At 39.2% G+C, this 26,357-nt stretch carries 27 protein-coding genes; all 27 read left to right on the forward strand.

Annotated features, from left to right (window positions below; genetic code table 11):
• Nucleotides 1-61: 61 nt before the first annotated feature.
• The 27 genes from rfbA to ACK8P8_RS03235 all read left to right on the forward strand — a co-directional run bounded on the left by rfbA (nt 62) and on the right by ACK8P8_RS03235 (nt 26,219).
• On the forward strand, nt 62-940 hold the full coding sequence (gene rfbA, locus ACK8P8_RS03105; protein ID WP_369859456.1) for a glucose-1-phosphate thymidylyltransferase RfbA: 879 nt from the start codon (nt 62-64) through the stop codon (nt 938-940).
• Between the two features lie 39 nt (nt 941-979).
• Nucleotides 980-2,437: a lipopolysaccharide biosynthesis protein gene (locus ACK8P8_RS03110; RefSeq protein WP_369859455.1), complete on the forward strand. Its 1,458-nt coding sequence runs from the start codon at nt 980-982 to the stop codon at nt 2,435-2,437.
• The gene (locus ACK8P8_RS03115) at nt 2,427-3,536 is read left to right on the forward strand and encodes a DegT/DnrJ/EryC1/StrS family aminotransferase (RefSeq protein WP_369859454.1); all 1,110 of its coding nucleotides are present in this window, start codon (nt 2,427-2,429) and stop codon (nt 3,534-3,536) included. The genes ACK8P8_RS03110 and ACK8P8_RS03115 overlap by 11 nt, the downstream gene beginning before the upstream one ends.
• A 29-nt stretch (nt 3,537-3,565) precedes the next feature.
• Nucleotides 3,566-4,774 (forward strand): ATP-grasp domain-containing protein, encoded by a 1,209-nt coding sequence (locus tag ACK8P8_RS03120; RefSeq protein ID WP_369859453.1) that lies wholly within the window; start codon nt 3,566-3,568, stop codon nt 4,772-4,774.
• Complete coding sequence (locus tag ACK8P8_RS03125; protein WP_369859452.1) at nt 4,771-5,730, forward strand: hypothetical protein; 960 nt, start codon at nt 4,771-4,773, stop codon at nt 5,728-5,730. Before ACK8P8_RS03120 ends, ACK8P8_RS03125 begins: the two co-directional genes overlap by 4 nt.
• Nucleotides 5,727-6,740 (forward strand): NAD-dependent epimerase/dehydratase family protein, encoded by a 1,014-nt coding sequence (locus tag ACK8P8_RS03130; RefSeq protein WP_369859451.1) that lies wholly within the window; start codon nt 5,727-5,729, stop codon nt 6,738-6,740. Before ACK8P8_RS03125 ends, ACK8P8_RS03130 begins: the two co-directional genes overlap by 4 nt.
• A 28-nt stretch (nt 6,741-6,768) precedes the next feature.
• Nucleotides 6,769-8,007 carry a sugar-transfer associated ATP-grasp domain-containing protein gene (locus tag ACK8P8_RS03135; protein WP_369859450.1) on the forward strand — a complete coding sequence of 413 codons (1,239 nt, stop codon included), beginning with the start codon at nt 6,769-6,771 and terminating at the stop codon, nt 8,005-8,007.
• 32 nt (nt 8,008-8,039) lie between these two features.
• Nucleotides 8,040-9,098, forward strand: coding sequence for a sugar-transfer associated ATP-grasp domain-containing protein (locus ACK8P8_RS03140; protein WP_410025541.1), 1,059 nt, complete (start codon nt 8,040-8,042; stop codon nt 9,096-9,098).
• Nucleotides 9,099-9,324: 226 nt separating this feature from the next.
• Complete coding sequence (locus tag ACK8P8_RS03145; RefSeq protein WP_369859448.1) at nt 9,325-10,485, forward strand: EpsG family protein; 1,161 nt, start codon at nt 9,325-9,327, stop codon at nt 10,483-10,485.
• Nucleotides 10,486-10,495: 10 nt separating this feature from the next.
• Nucleotides 10,496-11,506 (forward strand): hypothetical protein, encoded by a 1,011-nt coding sequence (locus tag ACK8P8_RS03150; protein WP_369859447.1) that lies wholly within the window; start codon nt 10,496-10,498, stop codon nt 11,504-11,506.
• A gap of 22 nt (nt 11,507-11,528) precedes the next feature.
• Nucleotides 11,529-12,530: a sugar-transfer associated ATP-grasp domain-containing protein gene (locus ACK8P8_RS03155; RefSeq protein ID WP_369859446.1), complete on the forward strand. Its 1,002-nt coding sequence runs from the start codon at nt 11,529-11,531 to the stop codon at nt 12,528-12,530.
• Nucleotides 12,527-13,159, forward strand: coding sequence for an acetyltransferase (locus ACK8P8_RS03160; protein WP_369859445.1), 633 nt, complete (start codon nt 12,527-12,529; stop codon nt 13,157-13,159). Before ACK8P8_RS03155 ends, ACK8P8_RS03160 begins: the two co-directional genes overlap by 4 nt.
• A gap of 29 nt (nt 13,160-13,188) precedes the next feature.
• Entirely contained in the window at nt 13,189-13,419 is a 231-nt protein-coding gene (locus ACK8P8_RS03165; protein WP_369859444.1) for an acyl carrier protein, read from the forward strand.
• A complete protein-coding gene (locus tag ACK8P8_RS03170; protein WP_369859443.1) occupies nt 13,419-14,180 on the forward strand; it encodes an SDR family NAD(P)-dependent oxidoreductase in 762 nt (253 codons plus the stop codon). Before ACK8P8_RS03165 ends, ACK8P8_RS03170 begins: the two co-directional genes overlap by 1 nt.
• 2 nt (nt 14,181-14,182) lie before the next feature.
• Nucleotides 14,183-14,941: an SDR family NAD(P)-dependent oxidoreductase gene (locus tag ACK8P8_RS03175; RefSeq protein ID WP_227217693.1), complete on the forward strand. Its 759-nt coding sequence runs from the start codon at nt 14,183-14,185 to the stop codon at nt 14,939-14,941.
• A 5-nt stretch (nt 14,942-14,946) separates the two neighbouring features.
• Nucleotides 14,947-16,347 carry an AMP-binding protein gene (locus ACK8P8_RS03180; protein WP_369859442.1) on the forward strand — a complete coding sequence of 467 codons (1,401 nt, stop codon included), beginning with the start codon at nt 14,947-14,949 and terminating at the stop codon, nt 16,345-16,347.
• A gap of 8 nt (nt 16,348-16,355) precedes the next feature.
• A complete protein-coding gene (locus ACK8P8_RS03185; RefSeq protein ID WP_227217691.1) occupies nt 16,356-16,589 on the forward strand; it encodes an acyl carrier protein in 234 nt (77 codons plus the stop codon).
• Between the two features lie 14 nt (nt 16,590-16,603).
• Complete coding sequence (locus ACK8P8_RS03190; protein ID WP_369859441.1) at nt 16,604-17,665, forward strand: ketoacyl-ACP synthase III; 1,062 nt, start codon at nt 16,604-16,606, stop codon at nt 17,663-17,665.
• 226 nt (nt 17,666-17,891) lie between these two features.
• A complete protein-coding gene (locus tag ACK8P8_RS03195; protein ID WP_410025591.1) occupies nt 17,892-18,119 on the forward strand; it encodes a DapH/DapD/GlmU-related protein in 228 nt (75 codons plus the stop codon).
• Nucleotides 18,120-18,164: 45 nt separating this feature from the next.
• The gene (locus ACK8P8_RS03200; protein ID WP_369859440.1) at nt 18,165-19,115 is read left to right on the forward strand and encodes a GNAT family N-acetyltransferase; all 951 of its coding nucleotides are present in this window, start codon (nt 18,165-18,167) and stop codon (nt 19,113-19,115) included.
• A 2-nt stretch (nt 19,116-19,117) separates the two neighbouring features.
• On the forward strand, nt 19,118-19,795 hold the full coding sequence (locus ACK8P8_RS03205) for a PIG-L deacetylase family protein (RefSeq protein WP_369859439.1): 678 nt from the start codon (nt 19,118-19,120) through the stop codon (nt 19,793-19,795).
• 2 nt (nt 19,796-19,797) lie between these two features.
• Nucleotides 19,798-20,409: a sugar transferase gene (locus ACK8P8_RS03210; RefSeq protein ID WP_227217713.1), complete on the forward strand. Its 612-nt coding sequence runs from the start codon at nt 19,798-19,800 to the stop codon at nt 20,407-20,409.
• Between the two features lie 55 nt (nt 20,410-20,464).
• A complete protein-coding gene (locus ACK8P8_RS03215) occupies nt 20,465-21,055 on the forward strand; it encodes an MBL fold metallo-hydrolase (RefSeq protein ID WP_369859438.1) in 591 nt (196 codons plus the stop codon).
• A 107-nt stretch (nt 21,056-21,162) separates the two neighbouring features.
• Nucleotides 21,163-22,353, forward strand: a complete 1,191-nt coding sequence (locus ACK8P8_RS03220; RefSeq protein WP_369859437.1) for a DegT/DnrJ/EryC1/StrS family aminotransferase — start codon at nt 21,163-21,165, stop codon at nt 22,351-22,353.
• 9 nt (nt 22,354-22,362) lie between these two features.
• On the forward strand, nt 22,363-23,133 hold the full coding sequence (locus tag ACK8P8_RS03225) for a polysaccharide biosynthesis/export family protein (protein WP_099290749.1): 771 nt from the start codon (nt 22,363-22,365) through the stop codon (nt 23,131-23,133).
• An 18-nt stretch (nt 23,134-23,151) separates the two neighbouring features.
• The gene (locus ACK8P8_RS03230) at nt 23,152-25,512 is read left to right on the forward strand and encodes a GumC family protein (protein ID WP_369859436.1); all 2,361 of its coding nucleotides are present in this window, start codon (nt 23,152-23,154) and stop codon (nt 25,510-25,512) included.
• The gene (locus ACK8P8_RS03235; RefSeq protein WP_369859435.1) at nt 25,512-26,219 is read left to right on the forward strand and encodes a tyrosine-protein phosphatase; all 708 of its coding nucleotides are present in this window, start codon (nt 25,512-25,514) and stop codon (nt 26,217-26,219) included. The genes ACK8P8_RS03230 and ACK8P8_RS03235 overlap by 1 nt, the downstream gene beginning before the upstream one ends.
• The last annotated feature ends 138 nt before the right edge of the window (nt 26,220-26,357 follow it).

The following is a 26,357-nucleotide window of genomic DNA, read 5'->3' on the forward strand; positions in this document are numbered from 1 at the left end:
CCGGATCAAGCTATTAATACCGGAGGGGACGCTTCTTTTGATAAATATAAATAATATTTTTATGAAAGGGATTGTATTGGCCGGAGGGTCTGGAACTCGATTGTATCCTATTACTAAAGGGGTAAGTAAGCAATTGTTGCCGGTGTATGATAAACCAATGATCTATTATCCTATATCAGTGTTAATGTTGGCGGGGATTCGGGAGATTTTGATTATTTCCACGCCGCAGGATTTACCTGGATTTCGACGATTATTAGGGGATGGTTCTGATTATGGAGTACGTTTTGAGTATAAAGAGCAGCCGAGTCCGGATGGGTTGGCACAGGCTTTTATTATCGGAGAGAAATTTATAGGGGGTGATAGTGTTTGCCTTGTGTTGGGAGATAATATTTTCTATGGTCAAGGTTTTCGTCCGATGTTAGAAGAAGCTGTTAGGTTGGCCGAAATCGAAGGTAAGGCAACAGTTTTTGGTTATCACGTGGAAGATCCGGAACGTTATGGGGTAGCAGAATTTGATAAGGAGGGAAATGTATTGAGTATAGAGGAGAAACCGGAAAACCCGCGATCTAATTACGCTGTGGTCGGTTTGTACTTTTACCCCAATAAGGTGGTGAACGTAGCCAAGAATATAAAGCCATCAGCCCGGGGAGAGTTGGAGATTACAACGGTAAACCAAGAATTTCTTGCTGCTCGCAAGTTGAAAGTGAAGTTACTCGGGAGGGGCTTTGCCTGGTTGGACACGGGGACGCATGATTCCCTGTCTGACGCTTCAATTTTTGTCGAGGTGATTGAAAAGCGTCAAGGTTTGAAGGTCGCTTGCCTGGAGGCTATTGCTTATCGAAAAGGATGGATAAGTGAGGTTAAATTACGAGAGGTGGCTGAGATTATGGAGAAGAATCAATATGGCCAATATTTGTTGAAGTTATTGAGAGAAAAATAATGAAGTGTGATAACCGTCATTCATGATTAATTTATAGTAATGGCTGCATCTTTAAAGCATAAAGCAGTTCGAGGGGTAACTTGGAGTTTTATAGATAATAGCGCTAATCAAGGAATAACTTTTTTGGTCGGATTGGTATTGGCTCGATTGCTTTCTCCAGAAGAATATGGCATAATAGGAATTGTCGTAATTTTTATTGCTGTTTTTGATTGTATCGTAGATAGCGGTTTTTCAAACGCTTTAATAAGGAAAAATAATGCGGATAAATTAGATTATAATACAACGTTTATTTTTAATTTAATTTTGAGTATACTACTGTATATTGTACTTTATGTGTCCTCTCCTGCTATAGCTAATTTTTTTTCGCAACCAATTTTAATTTCCGTGATGAGAGTGATGGGAGTGGTGGTGGTTATAAATGCTATAGCTCTTATTCAAAGAACAATTTTAATTAAACAAGTTGATTTTAAAACTCAAACAAAAATTTCTCTTATAGCTTCTTTGTCAAGTGGAGGAATTGGTATCGGGATGGCTGTTGGAGGATTGGGAGTATGGAGTCTTGTTGGACAACAGATATCTAGACAATTTCTAAATTCTTTTTTTTTATGTGTTTATACTAGATGGCGCCCCCAGTTCCTGTTTTCTTTCTACAGATTTAGAATGTTATTCAATTTTGGTTGGAAATTATTGATATCGGGTTTAATAGATACTATATGGAAGGAAATCTATCAAGTGATAATTGGTAAATGGTATTCAACTGATATTTTGGGACAATATACTCAAGCAAATCAGTTTAATAAGATATTCTCCAGTAATTTAACTTTTGTTGTGCAACGTGTGAGTTATCCTGTTTTAAGTGAGATTCAAAATGACCAAAAGCAATTGAAATTGGCGTATAAAAAAATTATAAAGATGACGATGTTTGTCACTTTTACTTGTATTTTGGGATTAGCAGCTTCTGCGAAATCAATGATTTTAGTTCTAGTCGGAGAACAATGGTTACCTTGTGTTCCTTTTTTACAGATTATATGTTTTTCGGGGATGATGTATCCGTTGCATGCTCTTAATTTGAATATGTTGAAAGTAAAAGGACGTTCAGATGTTTTTTTAATTTTGGAAATAATCAAAAAACTAATAGCAATAGGTCCTTTATTATTGGGAATATTTGTGGGGATTTATTGGATGTTATGGGGGAGTGTGATTATAGGTTTCTTTGCGTACTATTTAAATGGTTATTATTCTGGAAAAGATGTTAATTATGGTATATCTGAACAGGTTAAAGATATTTTCCCTTCATTTATGATTGCTTTGATTATGGCCTTGTTTGTGTATCTCATGTCATATTTGCGAATTTCACCTTTTGTATTATTCCCGTTACAAATTATTACAGGTGTTTTACTTGTGATTGTATTATCCGAGTTATTGAAAAGAGATGAATATCTAGAAATTAAAATGATACTATTAAATGTATTAGATAGAATCAAGTATGGAAAATAAGCAAATTACTGTAACTTCACCTTTGTTACCAGGTCTGAAAGAATTTAATAAGTTCCTTCAAGAAATTTGGGATAGTAAATGGATCACGAATAACGGTCATTTCCATCAAGAATTAGAGAAGGCGTTGTGCGAGTACTTGAAAGTACCTTATATTAGCTTGTTTACGAACGGTACATTGCCATTAATCACAGCCTTGCAGGCGTTACGTATCACGGGTGAGGTGATCACGACACCTTATAGTTTCGTGGCAACGACACATGCTTTGTGGTGGAATGGAATTAAACCTGTATTTGTAGACATAGATCCAAGGACTTGTAATCTTGATCCGGAAAAGATAGAGGTTGCTATTACCCCCAAGACGACGGCTATTATGCCGGTACATTGTTACGGTAAACCTTGTGATACGAAGGCGATACAATCTATTGCTGATAAATATGGTTTAAAAGTCATTTATGATGCAGCCCATGCTTTTGGAGTAGAGGTTGACAGTGAATCTATTTTGAAAGCAGGTGATATGAGTACATTAAGTTTTCATGCGACAAAAGTTTACAATACGATCGAAGGTGGGGCATTGGTTATGGGTGACGAGCAAACGAAAAAACGGATTGATTATTTGAAAAACTTTGGTTTTGCGGGGGAAACCACGGTTGTTGCTCCGGGAATTAATAGCAAAATGGATGAAGTTCGGGCTGCTTATGGCTTATTAAACTTAAAGCAAGTTGATCAAGCTATAAGTTCGCGTCATAGAGTCGCGGATAGATATCGAGAGGTCTTGCGAGAGGTGGAAGGAGTTACTTTTTTTGATGATATTCCGGGTGTTCGGCATAATTATTCGTATTTCCCGATCTTCATTGATGCTGAGAAATATGGGATAACTCGTGATGAGTTGTATTTCAAAATGAAAGAAAATAAAGTGCTGGGGCGTCGCTATTTCTATCCATTGATTAGTACTTTTTCTACTTATCGTGGCTTGGAATCCTCAAACCCGAGACATTTGCCAATAGCCACTAAAATGGCAGATGAAGTGATTTGTTTGCCGATGCATCACGCGTTGGGCGAGGATGACATAAACAGAGTATTAGAGGTGATTTTAGAATAGATTATAATCTTTGGTATATTATAAGATTGATGTTTAAACAAAAAAAAATACTATTGCTGGGAGGGTTGCGTTATTTACTTCCGGTAATTAAGGCTGCTCATGATTTGGGGTATTATGTTATTACTTGCGATTATATTCCAAATAATATTGCACATAAATATTCTGATGAATATCATAATGTTAGCATTATAGATAAAGAAGCCGTGTTAGCCTTGGCGCAAGAATTGCAAATAGATGGAATAATGTCATTTGCAGTAGATCCAGGTGTTATTACTGCTGCTTATGTTCAAGAACGGTTGGGTCTTCCTGGGAATCCTTATGAATCAGTTTTAATTTTGCAAAATAAAGATTTATTCCGAAAATTTTTGAGAGAACATGGTTTTACGGTACCCGATTCAAGAAGTTTTTCTTCGATGCAAGAGGCTTTATCGGATAAATCTTGGTATGTTTTTCCCGTGATAGTAAAACCGACAGATTCAGCGGGAAGTAAAGGTGTAACGCGTGTAGATAGCTTTACTGATTTGGAAATAGCCTTGCGAGAGGCATTTGCTCATTCTCACTCCAAACGTGTGATTGTGGAGGAATTTATTGAAAAACAAGGTTGTTCTTCTGATACAGATTGTTTTTCAGTGGATGGGGAATTGAAGTTTATTTCTTTTTCTGCTCAGCGTTTCGACGAAGATGCGGCTAATCCATATACACCTTCTACATATAGTTGGCCATCAACATTCACGAAAGAGCAGGAAGCTAAATTGACATTTGAATTGCAGCGTTTGTTGTCTCTTTTGCATATGCGCACTTCTATTTATAATGTAGAAACTCGTATCGGGAAAAACGGGCAAGCTTACCTCATGGAAGTTTCGCCGCGGGGAGGAGGAAATCGCTTGGCGGAAATGTTAAGGTATGCGACGGGCGTGGATTTGATAACTAATGCAGTGAGAGCAGCAGTTGGAGACGAGGTGATAGCCGTGGAGCAACGTCCTTATCAAGGTTTTTGGGCAGAAATAATCTTACATGCTGATAAAGCAGGGTGTTTTGAAGGATTAGAAATTGAGGAAAATTTTAGAGAGAAATATGTCGTGGAGATTGATTTATGGGTGGAGAAGGGTGATAAAGTTTCTACATTTAATGGAGCTAATGATGCGATAGGAACATTAGTTGTCAAGTTTGATTCTGCTAATGAATTGAATAAATGCATGCGAAATCAGGCAGTTTGGTTGAAAGTTATTATTGCATGAAAGAAATTGGAGGCTATTTCGAACTGGAATTAAGAGAAGGGGAACACTATCATTCCCAAGCATTGCGTTTGAATACTGCACGTAATTGTTTCGAGTATATACTTCGTGCAAGAAAATACACGAAAGTTTATATTCCATACTATACTTGTGAAGTGATGTTGGAACCGCTAAAGAAGTATGGCTTAGAATTTGAGTTTTACTCTATTGACGCCTTGTTGGAACCACTCGAAAAGATTGTATTGAAGGTTGGAGAGGCGTTTTTGTATACAAATTATTTTGGGTTAAAACAAGCTTGCGTTGAGTATCTGGCATCAATTTACGGGTCTCGATTGATAGTGGATAACGCTCAGGCTTTTTATGCTCCTCCCGTGGAGGGAATAGATACATTTTATTCTGCAAGAAAATTCTTCGGGGTGCCAGACGGGGCTTACTTGTACACGGATAAATTGCTCGATATTGCATTGGAGCGGGATGTCTCGTATCAACGTAGCGTACACCTGCTTAGACGGATAGACGAGTCCGCTTCACGAGGTTATGCAAATTTTCGACGAAATGATGATTCGTTGATAGGTCAGCCGATAAAGAAAATGTCTCGATTTACAGATGCGTTACTATGTTCGATCGATTATGATATTGTAAGAAAAAAACGTGTGGAGAATTATAAATATCTAAAAAACAGGCTTGATAGAATTAATCGCGTGCGTTTTTTGGAAGATGAAGGAGCCGTCCCTATGGTATATCCTTTTTACTGTGAAGAGAAAAACTTAAGAAACAGGCTTATAGATAATAAAATATATGTTGCCACGTATTGGCCTAACGTGTTGGAATGGGTAGGTAAAAACAATATCGAGAGCGATTATGTGAATACGCTTGTGGCTTTGCCTGTAGATCAGAGGTGTGATCATAGTATGATGGAAAACATTGTTGAAATTATAAATACAAGAAGAGAATCATGAGTAAGAAGGTGATAATTTTTGGAGCAACAGGAAAGGTGGGTACTTACGTGTTAGATTATGCTATTAAATTTTTTGCGGGTAAAGATTATGAAGTTATAGCATCAGGAAGAAGACAAACGAATTTCTTTGAACAGATGAATGTTCCATATTATTCAGTGAATTTGTCCAATAAAGAAGATTTTGCAAAATTACCAAAGAATGATGTTCACGCCGTGATATTATTATCAGCTCAACTCCCGACAAAATCAGATGGTCAGGAGCCGAGAAAACAATTTGACGTGAATCTTGTAGGAACGTTTAACGTGTTAGAGTATTGTCGAGAAGTAAAAGCGGATCGGTTATTATTTTGCCAAACGGTGTTTGATCTAGCTGGTTATTTTGGCGAGAATAAGCCTCTTGAGCCGTACGCGCAACCAAGATTTAGTTATTCTGATTTTCACTCACTATACGTGATATGTAAAAATGCAACAATAGAGTTGATGGAGCATTATCATGAAAAGTATGGTTTGAAGAAATTCGTTTTCAGGCTTCCCACGATATATGCCTACAACGCGTATCCATACATGTATAACGATAATGGAGAGAAGGTCATGCGCCCGCTTTACGTGATGATAAATAGAGCAATTAATAGCGAGCCGTTGTCAATTTGGGGGGATCCGAATTATTCAAAAGATATGGTTCACGTGTACGATTTTGCGCAAATGCTTTGTAAATGTGTTCTTGTAGACCGGGATAAAGGTTTTTATAATGTAGGTACGGGTGTACCTGTAACACTCGAACAGCAAGTTCGTACAATTGTAGACGTGTTCTCACCCGAGGATAATCCTTCCCCGATTAGTTACGCACCAGAGAAAGTTAGTGGAGGTGGGTGTTTGATGAATGTAGATAATGCTAAGAAGGAATTAGGTTACGAGCCTGTATATGATATTCGTAAATTGCTCGAGCAATTCAAAGAAGAGATGGCTTCAAATCGCTTTCTTGAGTTACGTTCGGATTTGAGATACCAGTAGTTCAAATAGGGTTTTAATACGATCAAAAATGATAATACCAATTACAGATGATGTAGATGAAATTGTAAGTATCGGTAAGGTCTTGTACGAGGAAAATCAATTTATTTACACTTTACCTTTGAAGAATTGGATGTTTGATACCATAAAAATTAATGGAATTAGCAAAACGAGTGAAGATGTATATGATATCTTTTATACAAGTATTTACGATTACTGCATTTATGGGATCAGGTTAAATGAATGGTTTGAGGATTCGTTTTATAAAAAGAGTCATGCTGAAAAGTTATCATTAGTCGAAAAGCGACAAAAGCGATTTTTATTAAAAGAAGCTGAAAGTAAATTTGCAAGTAACGAGTTCCTACATGGTTCTTTTGAAGATTATAAATGCGCTTTAGAATCGTACGTAGTATCATTCTCAGAGTACATGTGGCAATATAATTTTTGGGAACGATCAGATATAGAACGTCAAAGTTTTATATCTCGTTTCTCGGCATTACAGCTTTATCGTAGACTTGTTTTACCGGATATAAAGGACTTGTTTACGAATAAAATTCGTTTCCTGAATGAATTTAAGAACTTTGTTCACAGAGAATATATGCTTGTAAACGATCATTCCTATGAAGAGTTTACAACCTTTGTTCGTCTTCATGATTGTATCGCGAAGCCGCTAGCTTCATCGTGTGGGGTTGGGATATTTAAGGTGTATTCGATAACTCCAGAATTGGAATTGAAAAACTTGTACACTCGATTGAAATCGGAAAACTACCTACTGGAAGAGTGTATTCATAATTCGGCTGTTATAGAAGCTTTTCACCCCCAGTCGTTGAACACGATACGCGTAGTGACATTATCAAATAACGATAAAGTTGTGATATTTGGATCATTTATACGTGTTGGAGTTCATGGTAACGTAATTGATAACGCTCATGCTGGTGGGATTTTCGCACAGATTAACGTGGAAACCGGGTTAATAGAAAGCGATGGAATAGATACTAATGGTAACATGTACCCTGTACACCCTGATACTGGAATCCGATTCAAAGGATTTAAAATCCCGTTATGGAAACAAATAAAAGTATGTTGTGAGAGGGCGTGCAGGCAATATTCCGGAATTCATATTGCGGGGTGGGATATTGCATTGTTACCTGATAATGAAATAGAGATCGTTGAGGGGAATTATGGACCTGATTTCGACGTGATGCAATCCCCATTAAAGGTAGGTGTCAGGGATGAGTTAACTAATCTTGTAAATAAGTTATTTAATTAGTTCTCTAGTCTTTAATTTTAAAGAAAGACAACATGTCGTTGAAGTCTATTAGAGTTAAAATTTTCGAATTAGGGAGGTTGTTTAAGTATAGAAATAAATTTGTGTATGCGCAAACTTATTATCCAGAATATAAAATGAAGTCTAGGTTTAAAATATATTTTGAGCAAATAAGAGAGGTGCTCAAGTATAATTGGCCTAACTTGTATTATTTTGTTTATGGTTTTGACGTGAAACAAAATAATGACGATTACTTAGCTTACAAGCCTTTTATGCTAAAAAGAGATGAATTAAATTCTCCAGCACCATACAGTTATATTTGTTTACTTCGTGATAAATTATTATTTACGATAATAGGTAAATACTTCGATATGCCTGTTGTGTCAAATTTGGCTCAAATTCATTGTGTTGAAGAGTTGAATGTCTTGTTGAAAAAATATGATAATTTGTTCTTGAAACCTATAGATAGCATGTGTGGAAACGGTACACTGTCTGTAGCTTTGGTAAGAGGGGAATACAAGATAGACGATAGTCTTTGTTCTTACGAGGAATTATCGCAGCGGGTAGGAAGATTATTATTGCAAACCTCGTTGATCGTTCAAAAACTTTTGAAGAATCATCGGGATATAAATTGTATTTATTCAAAGTCAATAAATACATTGCGAATAGTTACTGTAAATCCCAAATATTCAGATAACCCCATTGATATAGTTGTTTTGGGGACCTTGTTAAGGATCGGAGCAAATGATTCTGTTATAGATAACTGGGCAAAAGGAGGGCTCGTTGTGGGAATAAATTCAGATGGTAGGTTGATGAAATATGGTTTTTACAAGCCAGGTTATGGTACAAAAACAGAAGAACACCCTGATACAAAATTCAAGTTTGAGGGTTTCGAGGTTCCATATTATGAAGAAGCAATAACGAGATGTAAGAATTTCCATTCGAAACTTGATAAGATACATTCGATAGGTTGGGATGTGGCAATAACGGATGATGGTCCATTGTTTATTGAGGCGAATGATAATTGGGAGTTAGGTTTTGTTCAAGTTTGTTGTGGTGGGATTAAACAGCAATTTGATGATTTATTTAAATAATTTCTTCTGATGCAAAGTTAAAAATTGCTAGTTATGAGTTGTCTATGGGGAATGGTGAGATGCTTTTTACAATCAAATAAGACTAAAAAAAGACTGTGTTATATCGGATCGGCAAGGAATGAAGAAAGGTGATTTGTGAAAGATAAAATAAATTGATAAGAATGCCGAAAGTGAAAATAGTTACTTTTTTTCAAAGTAGAATTTTATTTATAATTTGGGTTGATTGATGTTTGAAAGTATAGTTGTTTATGGATTGCTAACTATAGTGATGGTTTTGTGTGGGATTGTTGCAGCTCAAAGAGAACATCTATATTATCATAGATGGACAAATTGTAATAATTACAATTATAAATTGTCTTTTTTACATTGGGAAACGATTTTTCCTCTTATTGTTTTTGCCTTTATTTTTGGTTGTAGGTATAACGTTGGAGTGGATTATCCTGCATATTTGAAGATGTATATTTGGGGGGGAGATAGGGAAATGGAACCCTTGTTTTTATGGGTTACTGATAGCATGTCTGATTTGAATATTCATTATGCGTGTTATTTTGGCTTGTGGGCATTTATTCAGGTGTTTTTGCTTTTTTATACTTTACGGCATCAGCGTTTTTTGTTCCCATTTATGGCCTTTTTTTTGATTTTTGGTTCTTATTATCTATCAATGATGAATATAATTAGGCAGCAAGTTGCTGCGTGTATTTTTCTTTATTCGATTCAATATATTGATAATAAAAAGTTTGTAAAGTATTTCTTGTGTATATTTTTTGCTTCATTATTTCACAAATCAGCTTGGCTAGTAATTATTTTATACCCACTATTTCAATGGAGAAAAGATTGGTTTCCCAATATTAAGATACAGATTATTTTCTATCTCATAGCACTTTATTTGTCATTCAATTATGATTTTGTAATAAATTTAATTTCTGGAATCTTTTCTGATTTTGCAAGACTTTTTGGATATGATGTTTATTTAATTGGGATTTTGAGAAATGAACAATTGAATTCTATGGCGCAATTTGGGAATAATACTGGTTATGGTTTTTATATTAATGTTTTTATCTCCGTGATAATTATTTTATTTAGTAATAGACTGAAAAATTACTATAAGAATAATTTTTTTTTAATGATTTATAGTATGTGGTTTATTCGAATTTTAGCAGATTTTGTAATTGGAGACTCTATTATACTGAATCGTCCATTTGTATATTTTACAAATATTAAAATTATAATGCTGGCATATTTTATTTATTATTGTGTTAATTCTAAAAGAGTTATTCCACAATTATTAATAGTTGGTTTTATATTGATTCATGTGGCATTATTTGTTAACATGTTGTCAAATGGTGAAATAAATACTTCAATGTATAGATTTTTTTGGGAACAATAAAAATATTATTATGATACAAATTAAAATTTATGCACCAATAATTATACCAACATTGTGTCGACACGTGCATTTTAAGAGATGTGTAGAATCTTTAGCTCGATGTGCGGGTGCAAAAGATACAGAACTTTTTATTGGTTTAGATTATCCTGTCAATGAGTCACATTGGAAAGGATATAAAGAAATAAGTGAATACGTAGAAACAATTGTTGGTTTTAAGAAAGTGCATATTTTTCGTCGAGACGTGAATTATGGTGCTTTTAAAAATGGATTGAATTTAAAAGAAGAAGTGGCTAAAAGATTTGATCGCTACATTTTAACAGAAGATGATAATGAATTTTCTCCAAATTTTTTAGAATATATAAATAAAGGTTTAGAATTATATAAAGATAATCCTAATGTAGTTGCAATTTGTGGTTATTCTTATCCGTTTGATTACTGTGAAAAAATAGAGGGATATCCATATAATGCTTATCCAATGAAGAGTTTTTGTGCTTGGGGAACTGGTTATTGGTTTGAAAAATATAATAAGATTCGGCCGCAAATAAACCAGAAAGCTGCTTATAATATTGTTCATTCTTGGCGGTTAGTATACAAATTGTTTAATCAAAAGTTACATATTACAGTTCATAGATTACTCTTTAGATATAAAATGGCTTATGGTGATTTAATGTGGCATTCTTATTGTGTCCTTAACAATGTTTATTGTATTTTTCCGCATATATCGAAGGTTAGAAATTATGGTTTTGATGGTAAAGGTTTGAATTGTATCGAGAATCCAATATATGCAAAGCAAAAAATAGATGAATCTATTTCATTTGATTTTGACGATTTTAAAATTAAACCATATAAATCAATAACTATGATCCATGATAAGTTGTATGGAGGAACGTGGGGAATTAGGCGTTTATGTGAAATAGAATATTTAATGTTTAGGTTCTTTGGGATTTCTTTTCAGAATAGCATTTTTCAGAATAGTTTGTTAAAAAAATATCGCCAACGTTCAAATAGAAGTAGAACTTGATTGTAATGTAAAATAATGAAAGATGAATAAAATTAGATATATAAGAAAGCGTTTTCATGATATGTTGCAGATATACGTTGGAAATGATGTTTGTTTGTATATGAAGTATTTGTATTTTTTAGATTGGCTATTTGCTTTTTTGATTCAAGGAGCATCGATAAGTGATTATTTCGGTTATGGGTTTTACAAGAAGCGAGTTAATGGGCGAAATGAATATATTACTTATCGTCGGTTTTGTAAAATTCAAAATATATGTAATAAAAAAGAAGATAGAGATTTATGTATGAATAAGATGAAATTTAATAAATATTTTTTTGATTTTTTGGGAAGAAAAAGTATGGATGTGAATAATTCTTCTTTTGAAGAGTTTAAATCTTTCTTTGAAAAAAATCGGGAAGTATTCGTAAAGGAAATTTCTTCATATAGAGGGAAAGGGGTTAAGATGTATTCTTTTGATAATATAGACATATTACAATTGTATGCGAATCTTAAATCTGAGAAAAATAGTCATTATATATTAGAAGAAAAAATAGTTCAAGCTGAAACTTTAGCAGAATTTCACCCATGGTCGATAAATACGATTAGAATTGTTACATTATATGATAATATTAAGGATATAGTTTATTTTATGAGTGCTCGATTGAGGATGGGTAATAAACAAAATGTTGTCGATAATTTTCATTATGAAGGGATTGGTGCTAATGTTGATATAGAAACAGGGATAATTGATTCTGTGGGATACAATGTGCGTAATGAATTTTTTTTTAATCATCCAATAACCGGAAAACAAATTATTGGTTTTAAAATTCCATATTGGCAAGAATGTAAAGAGTTTGTTATGAAGGCTGCTCGTCATATTCCAACGGTTAGATATGTGGGGTGGGATATAGTTTTGTTAGAAGGAGGTAAATTTTTATTGGTTGAAGGAAATGATAATGCGGATCATGATTTTCAACAATTACATTATAGAGGGCTGTGGAAAGACTATAAAAAAATATTAAAGCAACTTAAGCGAGACTTATGAAAAACTTAATAATCATTGGTGCCGGGGGAATGGGACGAACTTTTTATGATTGGGTGAGAGAAAGCATGGGGTATGGAGAGGAGTTCGTGATAAAAGGTTTTATTGACGACAATGTTAATGCATTAGAGGAATTTGAGGGGTATCCGCCGATGTTAGGTTCTATTGAAGAATATTGTCCGGAAGAAGACGATGTTTTTACTTGTTCTATGGGAGGATATGTTAAGAAGGTGTGTTGTGAGAGAATTTTATACAAGGGTGGGAAATTTATTAATATTATTCATTCTACAGCTCGTGTCGGGACGAATGTGAAATTAGGTATAGGAAATGTAATTGGGGCTTACGTGGCATTGGGGGCAGATGTTAAAGTCGGGGATCATAATCTGATCCAGAGTTATAGTGTTGTCGGGCATGATGCTGTTATCGGGAATTGGAACCGAATAGATACACATGTGACTTGCGTGGGGGGAATAAAAATTGAGAACGAAACGATGATTCATACCTCTGTGGTTATTAATCATAAGGTGGTCGTTGAAACAGGGGCAAAGGTTGGGGCGTGTAGTTTTGTGATTAAAAGAGTGAAAGCGGGAACGACCGTGATGGGAAATCCTGCTAGAAGGGTTGAAATTTAAAGTAAGTTAGTTATATAAAATATTTAGTTATGGAGATTTCTAAGTTTATCGAGTTTTTTGCAGAGTTGTTTGACGAGACGGATGTAAACGTGTTTACCAAAGAGACTGAATTTAAAAAGTTGGAGGAATGGTCTTCTTTGATGGCTCTTTCTGTTATTGCGATGGTGGATGAAGAATATGGGATAACTATTCAAGGAGAGGATATTCGAAATGCCAATACAATAGCAGATCTTTTCGATAACGTGAAAGCTAAGCGGTAATGGAGATGTTATATAATCCGTTTTCGCTTTCCGGTAAAATTATTTTGGTTACAGGGGCGGCGTCCGGTATCGGGAGAGTTACTGCGATAGAGTGTTCTAAAATGGGAGCTTCAGTAATTATCACGGATATCCGTGAAAACGGATTGACGGAAACCTTGCATTTATTGTGTGGAGAGAATAGAGAGCATCGAATGATCACTTGTGATTTAACGGAAGATGCTGATTTGGAAAGAATGGTGTCGCTTCTTCCCATGTTGGACGGGATGGTAAATAATGCGGGGATCACGAAACCATTGCCGGTGAAATTTATAAATCGTGGAGATATTGAAAAAATACTTTCGGTGAATGCACTTGCTCCGATATATTTAACACAAAAATTATTGAAAAAGAAGAAGTTGAAGAAAGGGGCATCTCTTGTTTTCACTGTTTCAATCGGCGGAGTTTATACAGTGGCTCCGGGTAATGCGATGTATGGTGTTTCCAAGGGTGCTTTACACGTATTCATGAAAAATGCAGCTTTAGAGTTAGCTTCTACAGGGATTCGGTGTAATAGTGTAAATCCGGGGATGGTGGATACTAATTTAGTGGCAGGTAAACAGTATTCGAAAGATGATAGGGAGCGGGATATGAAAACCTATCCGATGAAGCGATACGGGGAACCTCGAGAGGTCGCATTGGGGATTGTTTACTTGTTATCGGATGCTTCCTCGTTTGTTACCGGACACACGTTAATTATTGATGGGGGGAAAACTTTGTATTAAAGATGGAAAAATTATTACATGGCAAGGTTTGTATTGTTACGGGAGCCGCTCAAGGAATTGGGAAGGCAATCGTGGAGCGTTTTGCCGCAGATGGAGGTATTGTCTATGCTTTTGACCGGCAAACGGGAGTAATGGAGCAATGGGCGAAGGATTGTTCAGAACGTTATGATGTGAGAATAATTCCCGTTTGTTGCGATATAACAGATAGTACTGGAGTGAAAAATGTTTTAATGTCGATACACAAGCAAGAGGGAAAAATAGATGTACTGGTGAATAATGCCGGAGTTGTTTTTAATCGGAAGATAGGGATGATCATACGAGAGGAAACGGAGTTGATGTTTCGTGTGAATGTGATTGCCGTATTGGAATTAATGCAGTTGGTGGCTCGTTTTATGGCTAGAAATAAACGTGGGACGATTGTGAATATTGCGTCCGTTACAGCCGTATTGGGTTCCTCGGGACAGGTTGCCTACTCTGCCACGAAAGGGGCGATAATTTCATTGACCAAATCGGCAGCGAAAGAACTTGCTCCGCAAGGAATACGCGTGAATGCGGTGGCTCCGGGAATAGTGGAAACAGAGCGTTTTGCAGAGTTGTATAAATCTTCCGGGGATAAAATAGACGAGAGGATAAACCGGATTGCTTTGGGCAGGTTGGGGACTCCCGAAGATGTAGCTAATGCATGTTCCTTTTTAGCTTCCGAGAGAGCTTCATATATTTCAGGACAGATATTGGGAGTTGACGGTTGTGCTTCGATTTAGAAGTTATGGTACTGAATATTGATAAGCATGAAAGAGATTCTTTGGCTGTAATAGATTCAGCCGGAGACATGTTGAAATATGGTGAATTGACGGAATTTGTCAATGAGTTAAAAGAACTAGTACGAAATCGTTCTCTCGTGTTCGTTCTTGCAGGTAATGACGTGGGGGGAATAGCTTGGAGCGTTGGATTGATTGGGGCGGGGATTATTCCTTTGTTGTTAAGTCCGAAGATAGACAAGGATCTATTACAAAAATTAGAGGATATTTATCAGCCTGGGTATATATGTCTTTCAAATGGGGATTTAGGAGGGGGTGGTGTTGAACGGAAATTGTGTCGTTGGGGGTATTCCCTGTTGGAAACAGGTAAAAAGAATTACCCTCTTTATGAGCAATTATCACATCTTCTTCCCACATCAGGATCCACGGGTAGCCCGAAACTCGTGCGTCACAGTTATGAAAACGTGGAAGCCTCGGCTTTAAATATTTCGACTTTTTTTGAACTGAAGAGCGAGGATCGCCCCGTGCTTGTTTTGCCCCTGTATTATACCATGGGCTTGTCGGTTGTATTCAGTCATCTATACGTGGGGGCGACGGTTCTTGCGACGGATTTGAGTATGACACAAAGAGAGTTTTGGACTTTTTTGAAAGAGCGAAAAGCGACGAGTTTCACCGGAGTGCCTTATAGTTTCGAGATTTTGCGAATGATGCGTTTTTTCAAAATGGATTTACCTGATTTGGAGTTGTTGACGCAAGGGGGAGGTAAGTTGTCGAGGGAATTGAATCTCCAATTCGTGGAATACGCACAACAAACGGGAAAACGATGGATTGCTACTTACGGGCAAACGGAAGGGACGGCTAGGATGGCTTATTTGCCACCGGAATATGCCTTGTCGAAATGTGGGAGTATCGGGAAAGCGGTACCTAACGGGGAGTTATTTTTGATAGATTCGGAAGGACAATTAGTTAAGGAAAGTCACAGAGAAGGGGAGCTGTGCTATCGGGGGAGGAATGTAACTTTGGGGTATGCCTTGTGCAAGGCGGATTTGGCGTTGGGTGATGAACGAAAGGGATGTTTGAAGACGGGAGATTTGGCCTATCGGGATGATGATGGGTTTTATTATATCGTGGGGCGTACGGGACGATTCTTAAAACTTTATGGGATGCGGGTTGGGCTTGATGAATGTGAGCAAATCGTAAGAGCTGCATTTCCGGTTGAATGTGCATGCGTAGGAACGGATGCAAAGATGATAGTTTATATCACAAATGTGCAGTTAGCTGGGCTGGTGAAAGGGGAGTTGGTTGAAAAAACTGGTATTGTGGCATCAGCTTTTGAAGTGCGAATTATATCTGAGATACCCCGAAATAGAGTGGGGAAAGTTTTATATAGTCAATTGAATAACCAATAAGTAAAAAAATGGAGCAAAAATATAACAAGGTGTTTGTGGAAGTGTTTGGCGTGACAGAAAGTGTTTTAAATGATGATTTTTCAAAAGACAATGTGAAAGAGTGGGATTCGGTTCATCAGTTAAATATAGTCGCTTTATTGGAAGAATCGTTTGATGTCATGTTCGAGCCGGAAGATATCATGGGATTCACGTCTTACAAGGCGGGTAAAGAGATATTGTGCAAATACGGGGTTGAAATTTAAACACGTTAGAACTTATGGCAAGGTGGGAAATTAAAAACGTGAAGGTGGCGGGAGTGGCTGCTGCTGTTCCCCGGAACGTGGTTCACACGACGGATTTCGAGTTTTTTACCCCGGAAGATGCTGAGGTGTTTAATAATACTGTCGGTATCAAACAGAGGCATATTGCCCCCGATGATGTTTGTGCGTCTGATTTGTGTTTTGCCGCGGCGGAACAACTATTGGCAGACCTTAATTGGGAGCGGGAGAGCGTTGATGTTTTGATATTCGAATCAGTAACGGGTGATTATAAAACTCCTCCAACTTCTTGTTTGTTGCAAGAACGATTGGGATTTTCGGAGAATTGTTTTTCGATGGATATCCCGATGGGATGTTGCGGTTGCATGTATGCAATCACAACAGGTGGAAATTTGTTGTCTTCCGGTAACGTGAAGCGGGCGTTGTTACTTGTCGGGGATACGGCTTTGCGGATGGGTTCCATGAAGGATAAGAGTAGAGTTCCGTTATTCGGGGATTGTGGAACGGCGATGGCTTTGGAATATGATCCGACAGCGAATGATATCGTGGTCGACTTTCACACGTACGGGGAAGGGTACGAGGCGTTGATGACTCCACACGGGGGATTTCGTCACCCGGTCACGAAAGAGTCTTTCGAGTATGAAGATTTCGGGAACGGGATTGTTCGAGCTCCCATACACACGTTGATAAACGGTATGAACGTGTTCTCGTTTGCAATTTCCAAACCTCCCAAGTCGATAGAGGCTTTTATGGCGGATTACAAGATAAACAGGGATAATGATGTGGATTATTTTTTGATTCATCAGGCGAACAAGATGATCGTAGACAGAATCGTGAAGAAATTGAAATTGCCCTTGGAAAAAGTACCATATAATTTGGAAGAATTTGGAAACTTGGGTGGAGCTTCTATTCCTTCTTTGATGGTAACACGTTTGCGGGAGCAATTGATGACAGCAGAGAAGAGTTTGTTGATGTCATCTTTTGGATTAGGGTTGACTTGGGGAACGATGTGGATGAAAACACAACCGATGGTTGTTTCGGATTTGATAAAAGTAAAATAATATGGCTAAGTTATCTTTTAGACAAAAAATTAGTCGAGTGATAAATCATTCATATGGAGTGTATTTGCGGAAAATAAGAGGTGTTGATATTGGAAAAAATTGTTAAATATCTTGGAGAGCTCTTATTGATCGCGCACATCCTAAGGGTGTACACATTGGTGACGGAACTCGAGTAGCTTTGGGGGTGATGATTATAGCTCATGATTATTCTAGAGGAAAGGAAAAAATGTGGTGTGATACGTATATTGGTAAACATTGCGTAATAGGGGAAAGGGCAATAATTCTTCCTGGAGTTTCCCTTGGAGATCATGTGTTTGTGGGGGCAGGAAGTGTTGTTACTAAAAGTTTTCCTAGTCATTGTTTGATAGCGGGGAATCCGGCTAGAGTAGTTCGTACGGGTATAGAAATAAGTGATAAAACTCAAATTATTAATAAGGGTAAATTAGTAAAGTAAAACATGATTGCGAAATTATGTTGACATAAAATAATTGAAGTATCAATGGAAATAAGAGATTACCAAATTGGGGATGAAAAGGCTATATTGCATTTGTTTGAATTGACTTTCGGGAAACCAATGCGGGAACAATATTGGCGGTGGCGCTTCGAACGGAATCCAGTGGGGAAGTACTATATAAAATTAATGTGGGAAAAAGAGTTGTTGATTGGACATTATGCCGTGAGTCCTTTTCAATTTGTGGTAGATAATGAGATAACGCAAGCATCTCTTTCTATGACAACAATGACTCATCCTGACTACAGCGGGAAAGGGATATTCAAGACTTTGGCGGAAGAGTTGTACTCGTTTATCGCCCAAAAATACGATACGAAATGCGTTATGGGATTTCCCAATAAGAATTCTCACTATGGTTTTATCAAGAATTTGAGTTGGAGAGATTTGGCCGTTATTCATCATTTGGTGTTGGAGACATCTAGTATAAAACCTTGCTTATCACCCATGATAACGAGGATGGAAACTTTTGATCAATCTCATTCGGATTTATTAAAACAAATAACTTCTGCTTTCCGTGTTTCCTTGAATCAATCAGTGGATTATTTGAATTGGAGGTATAAAGAAAACCCTTTTAATAAATATTATATTTTTGAACATCGAGATTCTGTCTTGTCAGGTTTTTTAGTCGTTAAATTGTACCCGATGGCGGATGGCTCGTATGGGGCGTTTATTGTTGAAAATGGAATCGCTATGGAGAACATCTCTTTGCTACCCGAGTTTCTTTCACACATTATTGCTTCTTTTGATTTAAAAATATCAAGTGTACACACGTGGCTTTCTCTTTTTGATCGGCGACATATTTATTACGAGAAAAATGGTTTTGTATTGGGTGGTAAACAAACCTTCTTAGGAGTGAGAGTGTTTGATGAGTCTTTAAGTGACGTGTTGACTGAATTTAAAAATTGGTATTATTCTTACGGGGATTCAGATATATATTAAGTATGAAAAAAGTGTTAGTAGTAGCTCCGCATCCGGATGATGAAGTCTTGGGCTGTGGTGGAGTAATGAAAAAGATGGTAAATAATGGGAGCGAAACATATGTTTTGATTGTGACTAACGCTCACGTGGGAGATCCGGAAAGATATCTTTTGGAAGGGATACAAAACGTGAGGAATGAAGCATTAGCAGCACATCGAGCCTTGGGTGTGGAAGATACTTTTTTTATGGATTTTCCTGCGCCAAGGTTAGATACGTTTCCTTCTTACAAAATAGCGACTGCATTGTCAGAACTTATTCAGAAGTATCAATTTGATACTGTTTTTGTTCCACATCGTGGTGATATACATAAAGATCATAAGGCGGTTTTTGATGCGACACTTGTTGCTTGTCGTCCCGTGAATAACTGTTCTGTGAAAAGAGTTTACGCTTATGAAACTTTGTCGGAAACCGAGTGGGGAGTTCCGTATCAATCAGAGGCATTTATACCTAATGTATTTGTGGAGTTGACAGAGGAAGAGTTCAATGCAAAATGTGTTGCGATGAGGTTTTTCAAATCCCAAATACGAGAATTTCCGTCCTCTCGTTCAATTGAGGCGATAGAAGCGTTGGCAAAATATAGAGGTGCAACGGTTTCTTATCCTAGAGTTGAAGCATTCATGTTAATACGTGATATAAGATGAGTGTGTACGTGTCTTTTGTTAAAAGGGTGATGGATTTCGTGATAGCCTTGATAGCCTTATGTGTTTTAATCCCATTTTTATGTATTATCGCTATTTTATTACTACTAGCACACAAGAATTTGAATGGGATATTTTTTGTGCAGACACGTTCGGGATATAGGGGGAAGTTGTTTAAGATTTTGAAATTCAAAACAATGAGTGATAGAACGGATGAAAGCGGAGTATTACTTCCTGATGCAGATAGGTTAACACCCGTGGGACGGATTGTGAGAGAATTATCAATAGATGAGTTACCCCAGTTGGTAAATGTGTTGAAAGGAGATATGGCGTTAATAGGTCCCCGTCCTCTTCCGGCTAAATATTTGGCATTTTATACATCGGAACAAGCAAGACGACACGAAGTGAGACCTGGAATTGTTGGTTGGGCTGGTGTCAACGGGAGAAATAATAACACGTGGTTGAAAAAATTTGAGATGGATGTGTGGTACGTGGATCACGTGTCATTCATGCTTGATTTAAAAATATTTTTTCTTGCAATTAAAACAATAATTTGTCGTGATGGAGTTTCGAAGGAGGGAGAAGCTACAACAGTTCCTTTTGACGGGACGAATTGAGAGGTCGAGAGTAAAAGAATGAAAGTGTTCGTTATTAGAAGGATATTTGTCAAATATGAATATTGTTCGGATTGTTAATTCTATTTTTAGTTCTAACGCGTACGTGTTGCAAGAGAAAGGGATGGCTTGGTGTTGGTTGGTAGACATAGGGGACGTGGAACCCATGTTGGAGGTTATTTCTGCGGGGATGGCGGTTCTAGGAATATTTCTCACGCATACGCATTATGATCACTTGTACGGGATTAATCGGCTCGTGGGACTTTACCCGGAATGTGTAGTTTACACGTCAGAGGCGGGGAAAGAGGGTTTATACTCGGACAAGTTGAACTTCTCGAGGTATCATGATGACCCCGTCGTGTTCACGGGTGACAATGTTCAAATTTTACATGACCGAGATGAAATTGAGTTGTTTCCCGGGGAATTTTTGAAAGTACTGGAGACGCCCGGGCATGACAAGAGTTGCTTGACTTATTACACGAGGGGAGAGATATTCACGGGCGATTCTTTTATACCGGAAGTGAAGGTAATAACTACTTTCCCACGTAGCAACAAACAAGATGCAGCCCGATCCGTGGAGGCGATTTTGAAAGTCGCGGAGGGGCGGGATTTATATCCCGGTCACGGAGAGGTCTTGTTGGGGAATTGAATATTTCGTAGTATAATCATAAGTTTTATTTATCAATAGGGCACTCGCGGGAGTGAAGGCGTGGTTGTTATGTCTTGACCGGAAGGGTGTGTTCAAGAGATTTTTACATGAAAAGGGAACGAATTTATCTTTGTTTGGCGCACATGAGCGGCAAGGAACAGGATTTTATTAAAGAAGCGTTTGACACGAATTGGGTAGTGCCCTTGGGACCAAACGTGAACGCTTTTGAAAAATCACTGCGGGATTTTTTGATTGGAAGTGGAGAACAAGCAATTGAAAATGGAAAGTTGAGAGTTGAAAATGAAGGGAAGCAGGTGGTGGCATTGAGTGCGGGGACGGCGGCCTTGCACTTGGGGTTGATATTGTTGGGGGTACAGGCGGGTGACGAGGTGATATGCCAGAGTTTCACTTTTTGCGCTTCTGCCAACCCGGTGACATATCAAGGGGCGACGGCTGTTTTCGTAGACTCGGAGGAAGAGACGTGGAACATGAGTCCCGTGTTGTTGGAGAGAGCTATACAAGACCGGATCGCTAAAACGGGACGGAAGCCGAAAGCAATTATTCCGGTGCACCTGTACGGGATGCCGGCGAAGATGGACGAGATTTGTGCGGTGGCCGGGAAATATGACATTCCGGTACTGGAAGATGCTGCCGAGGCATTGGGTTCGGAATATAAGGGACAAAAGTGCGGGACTTTCGGGTTGTACGGGGCGTTGAGTTTTAACGGAAACAAGATGATAACAACCTCGGGAGGAGGAGCATTGGTTTGTCCGGACGAGGAGTCAAAGAAGAAGGTGATGTTCTACGCCACGCAGGCACGGGAACCGTATCCTTATTACCAGCACGAGAAGATCGGTTACAATTACCGGATGAGTAATATCTGTGCCGGGATCGGTTTGGGACAGATGACAGTATTGGACGAGCATGTGGCTCATCACCGCCACGTGCATGAATTATACGAGCGGGCATTCGCCGATGTGGATGGAATAGAGTTGATGTCGAATCCCGATAACCGGTTTAATGCGAATTACTGGTTGTGTACGCTTTTGATCGACAAAGCGGTGACAGGGGTAGATCACGAGGAGGTGCGTGTGGCTTTGGACGCTAAAGGAATTGAAACCCGACCGTTGTGGAAGCCTATGCACCTGCAGCCGGTTTTCGCGGGGAATCCTTGTTACGTGGATGGTACTTCGGAAAAGTTATTCGAGAGGGGTTTGTGTATCCCTGCCGGTCCTCGCGTGACGGATGAGGATGTGGCGTATATCACGAGAGAGATAAAAAATTGTATCAAGAAATAATCTAAATCTATGTGTTTGATAAAAAACGTGATCGTGTTGTTGTTGACCGGGGGATTGTTGGCCTCCTGTGCCTCGAGCAAGAAAGTGGTGTATTTGCAGGATGTGGATGTTAATAAACGGATAAAAGCGGAGAGTGAGTACAAGACTGTGATCCACACGGATGATCTGTTATCCATCATCGTGTCGTGTGATGATCTGGAATCTGCGTTACCCTTTAACACGCCGATGATTGGGTTGGGGCGGGAGGTAAGCACGACTTCGACACAACAGATTCCAAGGGGATACCTCGTGGACAAGAACGGAGAAATAGATTTCCCGGTACTCGGGAAATTGAAAGTGGAGGGAATCTCGCGAAATGACTTGGCAGAGATGTTGAAAGAAAAATTATCTGTTTACTTGAAGAATCCGATCGTGACGATACAATTCCAGAATTTCAAGGTGACGATATTGGGAGAGGTGAAAAGTCCCGGTAGTTATAAAGTGGTCAGCGAGCGAGTGTCTTTGTTGGATGCCTTGGGTATGGCGGGAGATTTGCAGATTAACGGGAAACGGAAGAACGTGCTGGTGATGCGAGAACAGGGCGGCGAGAAAATCTTCGCACGGATAGATTTAACATCGAGTGATTTTATAGATTCCCCCTTTTTCTACCTGCAACAGAATGATGTGGTTTACGTGGAGCCAAACAAGGGGCGTATAGCCGGGGGAAGCGTGAGTACTTTCTTGCCTTATATATTGTCGAGTTTATCGACGATCGTGGCACTTATAACCTTGACTAAATAGTTTCGGAAGAATTAATTTATGAAGATGACCAACCAAGATAGTAATTTGATTCAGGCAGAAGAAGAAGAGTATTTTGACCTGAGAGCTTTTTTCTTTAAAATTTTGGCTCGTTGGTGGTGGTTTGCCATCAGTATTCCGTTGTGTGCAGGCATAGCTTTGTACGTTTGTTTTAGTTCGACGCCGGTGTATAAAGTGGGGGCGAAGGTGATGATTAGTGACTCGAAGAAGGGGGAAGTCGGGGTGAACCCGATGTTGAAAGAGTTGGGTTTGTTTCAGGGGAACATGATGGTGGAGAACGAGATCGTGGAATTGAAATCCAAGAATTTGATTCTGGATGTGGTAAAGGAACTGGAATTGAACGTGGATTATACGCGGGAGAAAGTATTGAGGGACGAGAAGTTGTATAAGGACTCTCCCGTGCGGGTTTTGGTAGATTTGCCGGAGAATATTAAAGATACGACGCTTTACGTGATAGCAAGAGAGATGAACCGGATTGAGGTACTTGATGCGGACAGGAATATCATGTTCGAGGGGGAGTTTTCCCGGGCGATCCCGATGGGTGATTATCGGATGACGGTGGAGAGAAGTGATTCGTCGTTACGGGCTGGAGATGAAATACGCGTGGATCTGTTATCTTACGGGAAAGCCGCCACGGATTTCCACAAGCGGCTGGAAATAAATTTACTGGAGAAGAACACGAGTGCGGTGGGGGTTTCGTTGAAAGAAACGAACCCGATAAAAGGCATGGATTTTCTTTACACGATGATCCGGCGTTACAATGAAAACGGGATTGATGATAAACAACTCGTGTCGGAAAAGACAGTGGAGTTTATCAATGAGCGTTTGCGGGTGATCAACCAAGAGTTGGGTGATATAGAGAATGATGCAGAATCGTTCAAGAAAAGGAACCAGTTGACGAACTTGACTTCGGATGCGGCTTTGGTGATGGAGCAGAAGAAGGTGACCGATGCGGAGTTGTTGAAGTTGGCGACGGAAATGGACGTGGTAAAGAGCGTGCGCTCTTACCTTGAGGATAGGCAAGGTGAGGAGTTCAGGATTTTGCCGGAACGGCTCGGGCTTACGGACGAGACATTAAACAGCGGGATCAGTAAGTATAACGAGATGGTGTTGCGAAGGGGAAAGTTATTACAGTCTGCCCGCGAGAGTAACCCGATTATCACGGGGTTGGAAATGCAGCTCCGGGAATTGAAAAGTAGTATCCGCTCGGCAATTGCGAATGTGGAGAAGGGGTTGGATATTAAGATTAAGAGTCTGGAGCGTGAGAGTCAACTGGTGGAAGAGAAATTGATATCCGTTCCCACGCAAGAAAAACAATACCGTTCCATTGCCCGCGAACAGGAATTAAAGGAGAATCTTTTCTTGTTCCTGATGCAGAAACGGGAGGAGGCGGAGATCGCCAAGCTGATGTACGTGCCGATGGCCAAAATTATCGAGAACCCGGACCCGGGGGAGCATCCGGTAGCCCCCAGAAAAATGCTTATTTTATTATTCGGAATGTTTATCGGTGTCGTTTTGCCCGTGGGGATCATGTTTGTGGCAGATATGTGGGACACGAAGGTGAGAGATGCTTCCGAGGTAGAAAAGGTTGTGAGTTCACCTTTGCTGGGAACTTTGCCGCAATTACCCGAGGATAAAACGTCTGTTTCCCAAGAAGATTTCCTGATGTCGGAATCGATGCATTTGATTCGGGAAAATTTGAATTACTTGATCAAGCAAAAGGGAGTGCCGGTGATCATGGTTTCTTCCACTATACCAAGAGAGGGAAAATCGCTGGTTGCCGCACATCTGGCTAACGCTTATGCCAAGGCAGGTAAGAAAGTGATCGTGATCGGTTGTGACTTGCGAAACCCGAAATTGAACGAGTATTTCAAGAGAGAGAACAAGAAAGGGCTGTCCGCGTATTTGGCAGGGATGGTGGATGACCCGGGTTCGATTATCGAGAAGGTGGATGATAACCTTCACGTGATATTCGGGGGTACTGTACCGCCGAACCCGACACAGTTGATAGCGAGTCCCCGGATGGGCGAATTGTTGGAATGCTTGAAAAAAGATTTTTCTGTTATTATTCTTGATACACCGCCGTTGGGGATACTGGCGGATGGATTTTCCTTGAGCGGGTACGCGGATGCCTGTGTTTACGTGGTTCGGGCAAATGTGCTTGACAAGAAGGGATTGCGGGTGATTACCGATCTGGAGAAAGGGAAACGTATGGAGAATTTAGGAATCGTGGTGAACGGTATAAAGATGAGTCGTTCCGGTGGTTACGGGTACGGTTATGGTTATGGTTATGGTTATGGTTATGGCTACGGGCAGGATGCCGGTGAGAAAAAGGGGAAAAAACGTAAATCGACAAAGTGATGAGTTGGTTTCGAAGGGAGAATAAACAATACTTCTTTTACGAGCATGACGTGCATTCTCATATCTTGCCGGGATTGGATGACGGGGTGAGGAAGATGGAGGATTCGGTGGTGATCGTGAAGAAAATGTTGGCACTGGGGGTGAAGAGGTTTTCTTTTACCCCTCATATATCTTTCCCGTCGCCTTTGAACATGCGAGGTGGGATTTTAGAGAAGTTGGAGGCATTGAGAACGTGTTTGGCAAAGGAGGGGATTGATATAGACGCTGACGCGGGAGCGGAGTACAAAGTCGGGGAGTACATGATAGATTTGATCAAGCAGGGGGATATTGCCTCGTTTGACGGGGGAAAAGTGCTGGTGGAGCATAGTTTCGTGGCTGCATCGCCTTCTTTCGAGGAGGTGGTTTTTCGATTGCAGGACAAGGGCTACACGCCGGTATTGGCACACCCGGAACGTTACCCGTTTTACGCGGGGCATTTGGAAGAACGTGCTGAGGATTTGAAGCACAGGGGATGTCGGATGCAGGTGAATCTGTTATCGTTTGTCGGATTTTACGGAAAGGAGGCTCAACACGGGGCGAAGGCTCTGGCAGCGGCAGGTTTGATCGATCATGTTTCGGGAGATATTCATTCGATCAAGCAAGTGGAGCTTTTGGAGAAGTTTTTGAGATCGGGAGAGGCGAAAAACCTGACTAATTTACGATTTTAAATTTTAGATTGAAGGAATTTCTTGTTCGTTCCATGATTTACGATTGATGAAAGGATTTATGGGTAAAGGGATTGCCGGTTAGACGATGCGGTGATTGAAGATATGCCTCGGGAGAAGAGTTCCCGGGGCTTTTTTTAT

The organism is Butyricimonas muris, from assembly GCF_046365375.1.
GTDB lineage: Bacteria > Bacteroidota > Bacteroidia > Bacteroidales > Marinifilaceae > Butyricimonas > Butyricimonas muris.

What these genes read in the sequence shown, in the direction of transcription:
- rfbA (WP_369859456.1), top strand. Translation starts at nt 62, where the DNA reads ATGAAAGGGATTGTATTGGCCGGAGGGTCTGGAACTCGATTGTATCCT.
- ACK8P8_RS03110 (WP_369859455.1), top strand. Translation starts at nt 980, where the DNA reads ATGGCTGCATCTTTAAAGCATAAAGCAGTTCGAGGGGTAACTTGGAGT.
- ACK8P8_RS03115 (WP_369859454.1), top strand. Translation starts at nt 2,427, where the DNA reads ATGGAAAATAAGCAAATTACTGTAACTTCACCTTTGTTACCAGGTCTG.
- ACK8P8_RS03120 (WP_369859453.1), top strand. Translation starts at nt 3,566, where the DNA reads ATGTTTAAACAAAAAAAAATACTATTGCTGGGAGGGTTGCGTTATTTA.
- ACK8P8_RS03125 (WP_369859452.1), top strand. Translation starts at nt 4,771, where the DNA reads ATGAAAGAAATTGGAGGCTATTTCGAACTGGAATTAAGAGAAGGGGAA.
- ACK8P8_RS03130 (WP_369859451.1), top strand. Translation starts at nt 5,727, where the DNA reads ATGAGTAAGAAGGTGATAATTTTTGGAGCAACAGGAAAGGTGGGTACT.
- ACK8P8_RS03135 (WP_369859450.1), top strand. Translation starts at nt 6,769, where the DNA reads ATGATAATACCAATTACAGATGATGTAGATGAAATTGTAAGTATCGGT.
- ACK8P8_RS03140 (WP_410025541.1), top strand. Translation starts at nt 8,040, where the DNA reads ATGTCGTTGAAGTCTATTAGAGTTAAAATTTTCGAATTAGGGAGGTTG.
- ACK8P8_RS03145 (WP_369859448.1), top strand. Translation starts at nt 9,325, where the DNA reads ATGTTTGAAAGTATAGTTGTTTATGGATTGCTAACTATAGTGATGGTT.
- ACK8P8_RS03150 (WP_369859447.1), top strand. Translation starts at nt 10,496, where the DNA reads ATGATACAAATTAAAATTTATGCACCAATAATTATACCAACATTGTGT.
- ACK8P8_RS03155 (WP_369859446.1), top strand. Translation starts at nt 11,529, where the DNA reads ATGAATAAAATTAGATATATAAGAAAGCGTTTTCATGATATGTTGCAG.
- ACK8P8_RS03160 (WP_369859445.1), top strand. Translation starts at nt 12,527, where the DNA reads ATGAAAAACTTAATAATCATTGGTGCCGGGGGAATGGGACGAACTTTT.
- ACK8P8_RS03165 (WP_369859444.1), top strand. Translation starts at nt 13,189, where the DNA reads ATGGAGATTTCTAAGTTTATCGAGTTTTTTGCAGAGTTGTTTGACGAG.
- ACK8P8_RS03170 (WP_369859443.1), top strand. Translation starts at nt 13,419, where the DNA reads ATGGAGATGTTATATAATCCGTTTTCGCTTTCCGGTAAAATTATTTTG.
- ACK8P8_RS03175 (WP_227217693.1), top strand. Translation starts at nt 14,183, where the DNA reads ATGGAAAAATTATTACATGGCAAGGTTTGTATTGTTACGGGAGCCGCT.
- ACK8P8_RS03180 (WP_369859442.1), top strand. Translation starts at nt 14,947, where the DNA reads ATGGTACTGAATATTGATAAGCATGAAAGAGATTCTTTGGCTGTAATA.
- ACK8P8_RS03185 (WP_227217691.1), top strand. Translation starts at nt 16,356, where the DNA reads ATGGAGCAAAAATATAACAAGGTGTTTGTGGAAGTGTTTGGCGTGACA.
- ACK8P8_RS03190 (WP_369859441.1), top strand. Translation starts at nt 16,604, where the DNA reads ATGGCAAGGTGGGAAATTAAAAACGTGAAGGTGGCGGGAGTGGCTGCT.
- ACK8P8_RS03195 (WP_410025591.1), top strand. Translation starts at nt 17,892, where the DNA reads ATGTGGTGTGATACGTATATTGGTAAACATTGCGTAATAGGGGAAAGG.
- ACK8P8_RS03200 (WP_369859440.1), top strand. Translation starts at nt 18,165, where the DNA reads ATGGAAATAAGAGATTACCAAATTGGGGATGAAAAGGCTATATTGCAT.
- ACK8P8_RS03205 (WP_369859439.1), top strand. Translation starts at nt 19,118, where the DNA reads ATGAAAAAAGTGTTAGTAGTAGCTCCGCATCCGGATGATGAAGTCTTG.
- ACK8P8_RS03215 (WP_369859438.1), top strand. Translation starts at nt 20,465, where the DNA reads ATGAATATTGTTCGGATTGTTAATTCTATTTTTAGTTCTAACGCGTAC.
- ACK8P8_RS03220 (WP_369859437.1), top strand. Translation starts at nt 21,163, where the DNA reads ATGAAAAGGGAACGAATTTATCTTTGTTTGGCGCACATGAGCGGCAAG.
- ACK8P8_RS03225 (WP_099290749.1), top strand. Translation starts at nt 22,363, where the DNA reads ATGTGTTTGATAAAAAACGTGATCGTGTTGTTGTTGACCGGGGGATTG.
- ACK8P8_RS03230 (WP_369859436.1), top strand. Translation starts at nt 23,152, where the DNA reads ATGAAGATGACCAACCAAGATAGTAATTTGATTCAGGCAGAAGAAGAA.
- ACK8P8_RS03235 (WP_369859435.1), top strand. Translation starts at nt 25,512, where the DNA reads ATGAGTTGGTTTCGAAGGGAGAATAAACAATACTTCTTTTACGAGCAT.